General features: G+C 66.9%; 10 protein-coding genes and 1 other RNA gene. 6 read left to right on the forward strand and 5 right to left on the reverse strand.

The window, feature by feature from the left end:
• Positions 1-101 precede the first annotated feature (101 nt).
• Positions 102-1391, forward strand: a complete 1290-nt coding sequence (locus A5779_RS17880) for a DUF222 domain-containing protein (protein WP_064884163.1) — start codon at positions 102-104, stop codon at positions 1389-1391.
• 23 nt (positions 1392-1414) lie between these two features.
• Here A5779_RS17880 and A5779_RS17885 read toward each other — a convergent pair whose 3' ends face one another.
• Both A5779_RS17885 and A5779_RS17890 read right to left on the reverse strand, forming a co-directional pair.
• Positions 1415-1834 carry a VOC family protein gene (locus tag A5779_RS17885; RefSeq protein WP_055115161.1) on the reverse strand — a complete coding sequence of 140 codons (420 nt, stop codon included), beginning with the start codon at positions 1832-1834 and terminating at the stop codon, positions 1415-1417.
• A 9-nt stretch (positions 1835-1843) separates the two neighbouring features.
• Positions 1844-2296, reverse strand: a complete 453-nt coding sequence (locus tag A5779_RS17890; protein ID WP_064884166.1) for a helix-turn-helix transcriptional regulator — start codon at positions 2294-2296, stop codon at positions 1844-1846.
• A 29-nt stretch (positions 2297-2325) separates the two neighbouring features.
• Here A5779_RS17890 and rnpB point away from each other — a divergent pair.
• Positions 2326-2721, forward strand: an RNA gene (gene rnpB, locus A5779_RS17895) — RNase P RNA component class A.
• A gap of 11 nt (positions 2722-2732) precedes the next feature.
• Here rnpB and A5779_RS17900 read toward each other — a convergent pair.
• Positions 2733-4223 carry a CYTH and CHAD domain-containing protein gene (locus tag A5779_RS17900; protein WP_064884168.1) on the reverse strand — a complete coding sequence of 497 codons (1491 nt, stop codon included), beginning with the start codon at positions 4221-4223 and terminating at the stop codon, positions 2733-2735.
• A 162-nt stretch (positions 4224-4385) separates the two neighbouring features.
• Here A5779_RS17900 and A5779_RS17905 point away from each other — a divergent pair, with 162 nt between their 5' ends.
• Together A5779_RS17905 and A5779_RS17910 are read left to right on the forward strand one after the other, a co-directional pair.
• Positions 4386-5084, forward strand: a complete 699-nt coding sequence (locus A5779_RS17905) for a TetR/AcrR family transcriptional regulator (protein ID WP_064884170.1) — start codon at positions 4386-4388, stop codon at positions 5082-5084.
• Positions 5085-5094: 10 nt separating this feature from the next.
• A complete protein-coding gene (locus A5779_RS17910) occupies positions 5095-5880 on the forward strand; it encodes an enoyl-CoA hydratase/isomerase family protein (protein WP_064884172.1) in 786 nt (261 codons plus the stop codon).
• 34 nt (positions 5881-5914) lie between these two features.
• On the opposite strand, the gene A5779_RS17915 is transcribed toward A5779_RS17910, so the two are convergent.
• A complete protein-coding gene (locus A5779_RS17915; RefSeq protein WP_064884174.1) occupies positions 5915-7744 on the reverse strand; it encodes a BamB-related PQQ repeat family beta-propellar protein in 1830 nt (609 codons plus the stop codon).
• Between the two features lie 98 nt (positions 7745-7842).
• Positions 7843-8688, reverse strand: a complete 846-nt coding sequence (gene panB, locus A5779_RS17920; RefSeq protein WP_055115148.1) for a 3-methyl-2-oxobutanoate hydroxymethyltransferase — start codon at positions 8686-8688, stop codon at positions 7843-7845.
• Between the two features lie 158 nt (positions 8689-8846).
• Between panB and A5779_RS17925 the strand changes: the two genes are divergently transcribed.
• Complete coding sequence (locus tag A5779_RS17925; RefSeq protein WP_064884176.1) at positions 8847-10238, forward strand: WS/DGAT/MGAT family O-acyltransferase; 1392 nt, start codon at positions 8847-8849, stop codon at positions 10236-10238.
• 65 nt (positions 10239-10303) lie between these two features.
• Positions 10304-11821, forward strand: coding sequence for an alpha/beta hydrolase (locus tag A5779_RS17930; protein ID WP_236732067.1), 1518 nt, complete (start codon positions 10304-10306; stop codon positions 11819-11821).
• Positions 11822-11843: the final 22 nt, after the last annotated feature.

Here is an 11843-nt window from a genome sequence, read left to right on the forward strand (position 1 = left end):
ACTGGGCCTACGCGCGCATTTTCAATGAGGCAACGAATCACCCGTACGCGCGCATTTCTGATGAGTCAACGCGGTCATACCGCTGTGGCATAGTCGAAAATATGTTCGATATGTCCAGGTTGTCGCAGGTCAACCCGCATGATGACGAGGCGACGCTGCATCGGCGCATCGAGGAACTCGAGCGGGCCAAGTCGGCCGCGGCTGCCGGGCAGGCCCGGTGTGCGGCCCTGTTGGACGCGAAGCGCCGGGCCGCCGAGGCGGCGGCGGGAGTGTCGCGCGCCAAACTGGGCCGCGGGGTGGCTTCGGAGGTTGCGCTGGCTCGTCATGATTCGCCGAACCGGGGGAGTCGGCATCTCGGGTTCGCCAAGGCGCTGGTGTACGAGATGCCGCATACGTTGGCGGCGCTGGAGTCCGGCGTGTTGTCAGAATGGCGGGCCACGTTGATCGTGCGGGAGTCGGCGTGCCTGTCGGTCGAGGATCGGCGTGAATTGGACGCCGAGATGTGTGCCGACGTCACGAAGCTCGACGGTATGGGTGACAAGCGAATTGAGGCGGACGCCAAGAAGATCGCGTACCGCCTGGATCCGCAGGCTGTCGTCGACCGGGCGGCGAAGGCGGCAGAGGACCGGAATGTCTGGATCCGGCCGGCACCGGACTGCATGGCGCGGCTGACGGTGTTGTTGCCGGTGCAGAAGGGCGTCGGCGTGTATGCGGCGCTCAAACGCAGCGCTGATACGACGTTCGACGGTCGGACCCGCGGGCAGGTGATGGCCGACACCGTGGCAGAGCGGGTGACCGGCCGCCCTGTCACGGTGCCTGAGCCGGTAGCGGTCAATCTGTTGCTCTCCGACCAGACCCTGTTGGCGGGCGACGAGAACCCGGCCGTGGTCGAGGGATACGGGCCGGTGCCGGCGTCGGTGGCCCGTTCCCTCGTGAGTGACGCGGTGGCCGACGAACGGTCGCGTGCGACGCTGCGGCGGCTCTACCGGCATCCGGTGTCCGGTGCATTGGCGGCGATGGAGTCGCGGTCGCGGCTGTTTCCCAAGGCGCTGGCCCAATTCATCGGATTGCGGGATCAGACCTGCAGAACCCCGTACTGCGACGCGCCGATCCGCCATCACGACCACGCCCAACCGCATGCCGGGGGTGGTCCCACCAGTGCGCGCAACGGTCTCGGCGAATGCGAACGGTGCAACTACGTCAAAGAGTCACCCGGGTGGAGGGTGACGACCAGTGACGAGAACGGCCTACACACAGCCGAATTCGTCACTCCGACGGGGGTGGCCTATCGGTCCGCCGCCCCGCCGCCACCCGGGCCAGTCGAGAGGTACGAGAGCGTGACCGAGTTGCGGGTCGCGATCGAGTTCGCGCGCTGCCCGGCCGCGGCTTAGTCACCGCGGCTTGGTAACGCGGGTTAGTCCGTGCGTTGGGTCAGCCGGATGCTGTTGCCCGATGGGTCACGGAACCCGGAGTCGATGCCGTAGGGCATCTGATTGGGCGGCTCGGTGAACTCGACGCCGCGGGCGGTGAGCTCCTCGTAGCTCTTCTGGCAGTCGTCGGTGGTCAGAAACACCGTGCCGGCGAAGCCCTTTGCGGTCAGATCCTGGACCTGCTTGCGGGTCGATTCATCCATCACGGGCTCGCCGGGTACAGCCATCAGCACGATGCCGACGTCCTCCTGTCCCGGCGGGCCGACCGTGACCCACCGGAAGTTGCCCATCTCCTCCGGAAACGAAACATCTTCGCGCACTTCCATTCCCACCTTTTCGGTCCAGAACTTCAACGCGACTTCCTGATCGTGAACCCACAGATGCGTGTAAGCGATTTTCATCATGAGCAGACGCTACGTCCGCTCTGGCCCGGCCGTCTTCTCCGTTTGTGCTGTCTTGGCTCGGCCGGTGTGGGCCCGCCGGGTATCGCGCGCCAGAATGCAACTGGGCACCGGGGCGCGCAGCATCGCAGGCGGCAGGCCGGCGCGATAGGCCGCGGGAGGCTTGCCGTACACGCGAGCGAAACTGGTGGTGAACGACCCCACGCTGTGTAGGCCGACCATCACGCAGATGTCCGCCACCGAGCGGTCGGTGTTGCGCAGCAGCGCCGCAGCCCGTTCCAGGCGCCGGCTCTGCAGATAGGCGCGCGGAGACTCACCGAAGGTGCGGGTGAACGTGCGGCTGAAATGCGCCCGGGACAAGCCGGCCGCCGCGGCAAGGTCGTCGACGGTGATCGGATCCGCGTAGCGGGCGTCCGCCAGATCCTTCGCACGGAGCAAATATCGTGCCGGTGGCACCTGAGCCATGATTTTGAGGGTAGTCTGACCAGCGCGAACGAGTTGGCTGGGCGGCCGCGGCACCCTCGGGTGTCGAGGAAAGTCCGGACTTCACAGAGCAGGGTGATTGCTAACGGCAATCCGAGGCGACTCGCGGGAAAGTGCCACAGAAAACAGACCGCCACCTGAGCCCTTGCGGCCAGGGGTAAGGGTGAAACGGTGCGGTAAGAGCGCACCAGCACCCCGGGTGACCGGGGTGGCTAGGCAAACCCCACCCGAAGCAAGGCCAAGAAGGCCGCAACCTGGTTGCGGCCGCGCAGGCGTTCGAGGGCTGCTCGCCCGAGCCTGCGGGTAGGCCGCTCGAGGCACCCGGCGACGGTGTGTCCAGATGGATGGTCGCCGCCTCGCCCTCTGGGGGCGAGGGACAGAATCCGGCTTACAGGCCAACTCGTTCGCCCTCAGCCCCCTAGTGGGCCTTGCGCACCGCCTTGGCCAACTTCTTCAGCGCGTCGTCCAACAACGCCCGGGACTGCTGGGCGGCGTCGTGCTCCTGTTGATAGAGCAGCCCGTAGGTGAAGGTGTCCTCGCCGGCGGCATGTGCGGCATCGGCTTGGGTGCTCAGGTGTGCCTTGCTCACCACGCTGTCCTGGTGGTCGCCCAGCAGGGACTGGATGCTCTTCGCCCGATCGGACACCTTGTCCGCCCCGGTGGCAGCCGCGGTATAACGAAGCCGTTTGGCGCCCTTGCGGATCCGGTGTAGCGCCTCATCCTTCTCCTCGGCGCTGGCATCTTCGGCAGCCACCGCCGCGGCGGTCTTGGCCGCCTTACGTACCCGCTTGTACGCGGCGTCGATGGTCACCGAAGGCGCAGAGCCGTCCGCAGATTCGGGCTTCTCGGCACCGACCAACTCTTCCAGTGAGTCCAGCAACCGGAAGTAGCGTTGTGACCGCATCGCCAACAGCGAACGTCGCCAACCCGCGGTGTAGCGGCGGTTGGCACCCTCGACCAGACGCTGGCGCACCGGGCCGCGGACCAGCTCGGCGGGCATCTCGTCGAGTGCGCGCTGATAACGCTCGCCCAGCACCTCGGCATCGCGGGCCACACCCAGGACAGCGGCCAGCGCCCGCAACTCGTCGAGCACCCAGCCGTCGTCATCCAGCCCGAAAGAGTCCTTGGACTCCTGCAGCAGACTGCGGATCTTGCGGGTCGTAACCCGCATCTGATGTACCGAGTCGTAGGCGTCCGCGCGTACGGCCCGGTCCCACTCCAGCAGCGCGTCGATCTGCTCGGCGATGGCCCGGTGCACCGGATCAGCCGGGGGCGTCGGGGCCGGGGCCTGGTCGGTACCGAGGACCTTGGCCAGCTTCGAACCGTGCCCGGCCGGTTCCGCGCCGGCATCCGCGAGCCGGTTCGACAGTCGATCCATCAGGTCGTCGGGCACATCGGCGGTGAGCAGTTCCAGCTCCCACTCGCGCCAGCTCTGTTCTTCGCCTTCGGTGGCCGAAGCGGTCACCCGGTCATCACAGAATTCGGCCAGTGCGACGCCGTCCGCTCCGTGCAGTACCTCGACGTGGCGTTCGGTGCTGATCCGGGCCACCGGAGCCAGCGGACGATCCCGGACGATCGCCAGCACGATGTCGCGCAGATCCTCGGGCACTGTGTCGGTGCCCGCGCCCAGAGGCGCGCGGACCTCGGTGCGGGTGTCGACTCCGGCCGGGAGCTTCAGGTGCCAGCCCGCGTCGTTGCCGCCGGTGCGGCGCCGCAACGTGATGCGGTGCGCTGCCAGGTCGCGATCAGGGGTGTCGAAGTACACCGCATCCAGATGCTGGGTCGGGGTGTGTTCCACCTCGGTGACGGCCGACAAACCCTCGAACGAGGGCGAGACGGTGTCCTCGGTGACGGCGAACTTCCGCTCGATTTCGGTGTATCTCGCGGTCTTGGATTTGCCGGGAGCCATAGTCACCTTCGCTGTGCACCGGAGGCGGGAGATCGGATGGCACCAGCGTGCCATATTCGGGTGGGTGCCACGACCGGTGTCCGGTCACAGCAACATCAAGACTTGGCGCTGTCCCGACCGCGCTGACGGTCATGTCCGCAGACGTCTCTTACTGTTGCTGGCATGGGGGCTGAGACGACACCGGCGAGCGCCAGTGCCGGGCGCGGACGCCCGCGGCTGGAGCGGCCGCGGCGACCGGGCACGACTGCCCGGGAACAGATCCTTGACGCCGCCGCCGAACTGTTCACCAACCACGGCTACGCCAGCACCTCGACCCGGCGGATCGCCGACGAGGTCGGGGTGCGACAAGCCTCGCTGTATCACCATTTCGCCACCAAGGACGACATCCTCGACGCCCTGCTGGCCGGCACCGTCGACGAGGCCCTGCGCCTGGGCGCCGAATTGCTCGACGGCGCGGGTACGGCGGCGCAACGCCTGCACATCCTCGCCGTCGCCGATGCGCGCCAGTTGTGTGCGGGACGGTGGAATCTGGGTGCCCTCTATCTGCTTCCCGAGCTCCGGACCGACCGGTTCGCGCCGTTCCGGCAACGACGCGCCGAGCTTCGCGAGGTGTACCGCAGATTGTCAGAGGCGGTGATCGCCGAGTGCGGTGGTCCACCCGCGGCCGCCGACCTGCCGTTCCGATTGGTGGAATCGGTGGTCAACACCCGCTCCGACGAGGTCGAGGGCACGCCCGCGCAGCCCTGGGTGATCGCGGAGGCGGCGCTGCGGATCCTCGGGTTCGACGGCGACTTCAGTCCGCTGGTGACTGCCACCGCGGCTCGACTGGGGGTGCGACCGCCGCAAACCCCGGCCCGCTAGAGTTCGGGCCGTGACCGAGCCCACCTATGAAGCCATCTCGTTCGAACAGTCCGGAGCCGTCGCGTACATCACGCTGAACCGCCCGGACGCCGCGAATGGCATGAACGACACCATGACTCGCGAACTGGCCGACGCTGCGCGGCGCTGCGACACGCCTGCGACCAAGGTCGTGGTGCTGACCGGTGCGGGCCGGTTCTTCTGCGCGGGTGGCGACCTGAAATCGTTCGCCACCGCACCCGACCGGGGCCAGTTCATCAAGGGCGTCGCCGACGACCTGCACCAGGCCATCTCGTCGTTCGCCCGGATGGACGCCGTGCTGATCACCGCGGTCAACGGCACCGCGGCCGGCGCCGGGTTCAGCCTCGCGGTGACCGGTGACCTGGTCCTGGCCGCCGAATCCGCCACCTTCACCATGGCCTACACCAAGGTGGGCCTGAGCCCCGACGGCAGCGCGTCCTATCACCTGCCGCGACTCGTCGGCTTGCGCCGGGCGCAGGAACTCATCCTCACCAACCGCACGCTCTCGGCCACCGAGGCGCAGGAGTGGGGACTGGTCACCGAGGTGGTCGTCGGCGACGAACTGGCCGCGCGTGCCGCCAAACTGGCCGAGCAGGTGGCCACCGGGTCCGGCGGATCCAACGGCGCGGTCAAGTCGCTGCTGGTGTCCTCGTTCAAGAACAGCCTCGAAGAGCAGATGGCTGCCGAAGGGCGGTTCATCGCCGAGCGGGCCAACTCCGCCGACGGCCGCGAGGGCGTCGACGCGTTCCTGGCCAAGCGCAAGCCTGACTTCGCCTAGGCGCTCGGGCCGCGAACGCTCAGGCCGCGAACACTCAGGCATAGCCCTCGATCACCACGGTCTCCATGTCGGGAACGTCCTGGCGTAGTGCCAACACGACGCCGGGCGCGGCCACCAGTCCGAGGATCGCGTCGAAGGGGACTTCGGACATCGGCTGACAGGTCGTATTGCTGAACATCCGCAAGAACGAATGTTCGTCGTACCTGAAGTTCGGGCCGTAGTCGTACACCACGAAGCCATCGCGCAACGCCACGTAACCCACTTCGGACTGCCTGCGGTCCGGCAACAGAGAGCCCGCGGCCTCTAGCGGGGTTGTGGTGGCGCATTTCGGCTTTCCGTCGTTGCCGTACACCGACAGCACGTCCCACCTGCGTCCGTTGTAGTGGTGGCGGACCAGGAAGTCGTCGGCGGGTGCCGGTGTGGTCTGCGCGCCGACATCCACCGGCAGCGGCACGACGAGTTGCCTACCCGGATCGACGTAGAAATCGCTCGCGCGCTGCGGGTCGTTCGCATCGACCCGTAGGTACAGGCCGGACGAGCCGGTCGGGAACGGGTAGACCGAATAGTCGCGCCAGGAATCGTCATCGAGGGATACGTCCGGCAAGTAGGTGTGCTCCCAGAGCTTCTCACCGTTCAGCGGATCGGCTGCGAGGATTCTCTGGTTCACCACGCGCCGCCCGTCGTTCTCGCGCTCGCACCACAACAGGGACGTGAGGCGGTTGCCGGTATCGGCCGCGCGTTGCTCCTTGCAGTCGCCACGGGGATTGGCCACCGACCACATCGGTTCACCGGTGCGGGCATCGAAACGGGTCCAGGTCTCGTCGGTGCGGTCGATGAGAAACGGATCGGGGTCATATAGACCCGATTCGCCGAGGAACGCCGATGTCAACCGCGCGTCCCGGCGGGTCCACAGCCATTGCCCGGTAACGGCGTCCAGGCCCAGCAGAACATATTTCCGGTCCCGGGCGAGGGACGGTGCGGCACCGAAGTCCGCTATGACCACGGTGGCCCCCTGGTCGTAGACCCGCGCCGACATGACGGTCTTTCCCGGTCCGGTTCTGCGATAGTGCCACCGCTCGTTGCCGTCGGCACCATAGGCGGTGACGGCTCCCGCGTGAGTGACCACAAAACCCGCTCCTGCCGGCCAGATTTCGTATTGGGGATCGGCGGACGTGCCGAGCGCGGCAGGTAGTTTCACGCTGAATTTATGCTGGCCGAGCGCTGTCGGGTACGGCGGAACGTCGACTCGATCCGCCGTGGTCGCGTCGATGAATCTGGCGTCGTTACCGGCGAACCCCGCGGCGACGGCCACCGCCCCGGACACCACGACCGCGACGACGACACCGACCACCAGCGCCGACTTCACGCGTCGAGTCCACCAGGGCAGCCCGAAGCCCGCGAACACCGTGGCGACTGCACCTGCGATGGCAAGCACCCAGGCACCGATCGCCGCTGGCAGCGCCGCTGTGATGGGGCCTTCACTCATGACTTCCCGGACGTAGCCCAGCGCGCCGGTGCTGAATGCGGCGAGGAACACGAGGGCGCAGACCGCCACTACGCCCACGGAGGCCCAACGGGGTGGCAGAGCCGCAGCCCGAGACCGCATGGTGCGCTGAAGGGGGATCAGAAGCAGTACGGCGACGACGGCTGCCGACACCGAAAGGAAGGTGGCCGAGTTCCACGGATGCTCGTCGACGCCCGAAGGGGGAGCGGCATCGCCGACCACGCCGAACTTGGCGTCGAGGCGACTCCAGACGGCCAGTGCAATCGCCGACAACAGCAGGACAATGGCGGCGCCGGCAGAGAACGAGGCAATTCGACTCGGTGGGGCGCCGTCAGCGGGCTTGTCTTGGTCGCTGTTCACACGCCCAATCGTCACACGGATCAACGCACCGCCAGATCAACAAAAACGTCGCTGAATCCGTTCTCCAGCGACGTTTTCGTTGATCTCGGCGGGGGAGATCAGTAAGAGTGCTCTTCGGCCGGGAACACCCCGGACGCCACGTCGTGGGCGTACTGCGTTGCCGCACGGTGCAGTTCGCCGCCCACGTCGCCGAAACGCTTCACGAACTTGGCGGTCTTACCACTGGTGAGTCCGGCCATGTCCTGCCAGACGAGCACCTGGGCATCGCAGTTGGGGCCGGCCCCGATGCCGACGGTGGGGATGGTCAACTTGCCGGTGATCTGCGTGGCCAGCTCGGCGGGCACCATCTCCAGCACCACCGCGATGGCACCGGCTTCCTGCACGGCGATCGCGTCGTGAATGGTCTGCTCGGCGGCATCGCCGCGACCCTGCACGCGGAACCCGCCCAGCCCGTTGACACTCTGCGGCGTGAAGCCGATGTGCGCGACCACCGGGATACCCGCGGCGGACAGCGTCGCGATCTGATCGGCCATCCGCTCACCACCCTCGAGTTTGATGGCCTGCGCGCCGGTCTCCTTCATGAAGCGGGTGGCGGTCGCCAGCGCCTGGGTGGGGCTGCTCTCGTAGCTGCCGAACGGCAGGTCGGCGATCACCAGGGCGTGCGGGGCGCCCTTGACTACCGCGCGGGCCAACGGGATCAGCTCATCGATGGAGATCGGCACGGTGGTGTCGTAGCCGTAGACCACGTTTGCGGCCGAGTCGCCGACCAGCAGTACCGGAATCTCGGCCTCGTCGAATACCCGGGCGCTGGAGTAGTCGTAACACGTGAGCATCGCCCACTTGTGGCCTTCGGACTTCCACTTTTGCAGTGTCAGCGTGCGGACTTTGGTGCGCGGCTTGGCTTCGACAGAATCGGAAGCACCATAAACAGACTGTTCAGACATCGTCGTCCCTTGTGATGGTCGGTTCGATCCTCGAGGCCGCTCTGCGGTCCCCGGGTTCGGCTGACAATTGCAAGTCTGCCACTGCACGTATTGAAGGCCAAAGCGACGTTCGAGTGGATTTCCTCACAGTTCGTGCGCGGAGCCCTAACATCAGCGGCATGCAACGGCTCAGCGGACTCGACGCCAGCTTCCTGTACCTCGAAACTGCTGCGCAGCCCATGCACGTGTGTTCGGTGCTGGAACTGGACACCTCGACCATGCCGGGCGGCTACACCTTCGACCGGATGCGTGACGCGCTTACCCTGACCATCAAGGCGATGCCGCAATTCCGGGAGAAGCTGGCCGACAGCCGGTTCAATCTCGACCACCCGGTGCGGGTGGAAGACAAGGACTTTGACGTCAACCGGCACCTGCACCGGATCGGCCTGCCCGGGCCCGGTGGGCGGGCCGAGCTGTCCGAGATCTGCGGACACATCGCGTCGCTTCCGTTGGACCGGACCCGGCCGTTGTGGGAGATGTGGGTCATCGAGAACGTGGCGGGCACCGACGCTCACGCCGGGGGCCGATTGGCGCTGATGACGAAGGTGCACCACTCCGGCGTCGACGGGGTGACCGGCGCCAACCTGATGTCGCAGCTGTGCACGACCGTGGCGGATGCGCCGCCCCCGGACCCGGTCGACGGGGTGGGCGGTGCCACCGGCGCCGAGATCGCCATCAGCGGGGCACTCAGGTTCGTGAGCCGGCCACTGAAGCTGGCGAACGTGCTGCCCTCCACGGCGAGCACGGTCATCGACACGGTGCGCCGGGCAATCAACGGGCAGGCGATGGCGGCCCCCTTCAACGCGCCGAAGACTGCGTTCAACACCAACATCACCGGCCAGCGCAGCGTGGCGTTCGCCCAGTTGGACCTCGATGACATCAAGACCGTCAAGAACCACTTCGACGTCAAGGTCAACGACGTGGTGATGGCGCTGGTGTCCGGCGTGCTTCGCACCTTCCTGCACGACCGAGGTGAACTGCCGGAAAGCTCGCTGGTCGCGATGGTGCCGGTATCGGTGCACGACCGCTCGAACCGGCCCGGCCGCAATCAGGTGTCGGGGATGTTCTCCAAGCTGGAGACCAACATCGAGGATCCGGCTGAGCGCCTGCGGGCCATCGCCGAATCGAATTCCGTTGCCAAGCAACACAGTTCCGCGATCGGTGCGACGTTGCTGCAGGACTGGACCCAGTTCGCGGCACCGGCGGTGTTCGGCGCCGCGATGCGGGTGTACGCGGCCAGCCGCCTGTCCGGGGCCAAACCCGTCCACAATCTCGTCATCTCGAACGTTCCCGGGCCACAGGACCCGCTGTACCTACTGGGGTGTGAGGTCAAGGCCATGTACCCGCTGGGCCCGATCTTCCACGGATCGGGGCTCAACATCACCGTGATGTCGCTGACCGGCAAGCTCGACGTCGGCATCATGTCCTGCCCGGATCTGCTGCCTGACCTGTGGGATATGGCCGACGATTTCCACGTCGCGCTCGACGAACTCCTTGCCGCTACCCGATAGCGTCGGGGCACCTCGTGACCAGGCCCGGCCTGCGGCGATGTCGTGCCATGGCAGCATGGTCAGCCATGAAGTTCAGGATGAGGTTCGGCGCGCTGCTGGCAATGACGGCGGTGGCCGCGGCGGGCTGCACCCAGGTGGTCGATGGCCAGGCCAAGATCGCCGTTCCGCGGCCCGGCACGCCGGTGCAATGGCTGCCGTGCAACGCCGGCTCCGGTGACCACGTGCAGATCCCCGACAACGCCGAATGCGGGATGCTGTCGGTGCCGGTCGACTACTCGAAGCCTGACGGCGACGTCGCCCGCCTGGCGATGATCCGGTTCCCGGCCGCGGGCCAGAAGATCGGCTCGCTGGTGATCAACCCCGGCGGCCCCGGTGAATCCGGCGTGGAATCGGCCGTCTCCCTGTTGTCGGGCCTGCCGCAGTCGGTCAAGGACCGCTTCGACATCGTCGGGTTCGATCCGCGCGGTGTCGGATCCTCCACACCCGCGGTGTGGTGCAACTCCGACGAAGACAACGACCGGCTGCGCGCCGACCCGACGGTGGAATACACCCCCGAAGGCGTCGAGCATCTGGAGAACGAGACCAAGAAGTTCGTTCAGCGCTGCGTCGACAAGATGGGCAAGGAGTTCCTCGAGAACGTCGGCACCGAGAACGTCGCCAAGGATCTGGATGCCATCCGGGTTGCCCTCGGCGACGACAAGCTGACCTACCTCGGCTACTCGTACGGCACCCGCATCGGCGCCACCTATGCCGAGCAGTTCCCGCAGAAGGTCCGCGCGATGATCCTCGACGGTGCCGTCGACCCCAACGCGGACCCGGTGGAAGAAGACATCCGTCAGGCCGCGGCGTTCCAGAAGGCCTTCGACGACTACGCCACCGACTGCACCACCAAGAACCCCGACTGCCCGCTGGGCACCGATCCGGCCAAGGCCGTCGAGGTGTACAAGAGCCTGATCGACCCGCTGGTGGAGCACCCCGCCAAGACCCGCGATCAGCGCGGGCTGGGTTACAGCGACGCCACGGTGGGCACGATCCTGCCCCTGTACTCGCCGAACCTGTGGCGGCACCTCACCGAGGGTCTGACCGGACTCAAGAACGGCAACGGTGACGTCATGCTGGCGTTGGCAGACCTCTACATGGGCCGAGACGCCAAGGGCCACTACAACAATTCGACTGACGTGCGCGTCGCGGTGAACTGCGTGGACAAGCCCGCGATCACCGACCGGGCCACCGTCGTCGAAGAGGACCGGCGGGCCCGAGAGGTGGCCCCGTTCATGAGCTACGGCGAGTTCACCGGGCATGCGCCCATGGGCACGTGCGCGTTCTGGCCGGTGCCGCCCACCAGCAAGCCGCACGAGATCTCGGTGAAGGGACTGCCTCCGACCCTGGTGGTCTCGACCACCAACGACCCGGCCACGCCCTACCAGGCGGGCGTCGACCTGGCCCGCCAACTCGGCGGCACCCTGGTGACCTTCGAGGGCACCCAGCACACCGTGGTGTTCCAGGGCAACAAGTGCATCGACGACATCGCCGCGACCTACCTCGTCGACGTGACGGTGCCCCCGCCCGGAACCCGTTGCTGACCGCCCCGACCGTCAAAAGTCA

This window comes from Mycolicibacterium peregrinum (assembly GCF_001665625.1).
GTDB classification, from domain to species: Bacteria; Actinomycetota; Actinomycetes; order Mycobacteriales; family Mycobacteriaceae; genus Mycobacterium; species Mycobacterium peregrinum_B.

What these genes read in the sequence shown, in the direction of transcription:
- A5779_RS17880 (WP_064884163.1), top strand. Translation starts at nt 102, where the DNA reads ATGTTCGATATGTCCAGGTTGTCGCAGGTCAACCCGCATGATGACGAG.
- A5779_RS17885 (WP_055115161.1), bottom strand. Translation starts at nt 1,834, where the DNA reads ATGATGAAAATCGCTTACACGCATCTGTGGGTTCACGATCAGGAAGTC.
- A5779_RS17890 (WP_064884166.1), bottom strand. Translation starts at nt 2,296, where the DNA reads ATGGCTCAGGTGCCACCGGCACGATATTTGCTCCGTGCGAAGGATCTG.
- A5779_RS17900 (WP_064884168.1), bottom strand. Translation starts at nt 4,223, where the DNA reads ATGGCTCCCGGCAAATCCAAGACCGCGAGATACACCGAAATCGAGCGG.
- A5779_RS17905 (WP_064884170.1), top strand. Translation starts at nt 4,386, where the DNA reads ATGGGGGCTGAGACGACACCGGCGAGCGCCAGTGCCGGGCGCGGACGC.
- panB (WP_055115148.1), bottom strand. Translation starts at nt 8,688, where the DNA reads ATGTCTGAACAGTCTGTTTATGGTGCTTCCGATTCTGTCGAAGCCAAG.
- A5779_RS17925 (WP_064884176.1), top strand. Translation starts at nt 8,847, where the DNA reads ATGCAACGGCTCAGCGGACTCGACGCCAGCTTCCTGTACCTCGAAACT.
- A5779_RS17930 (WP_236732067.1), top strand. Translation starts at nt 10,304, where the DNA reads ATGAAGTTCAGGATGAGGTTCGGCGCGCTGCTGGCAATGACGGCGGTG.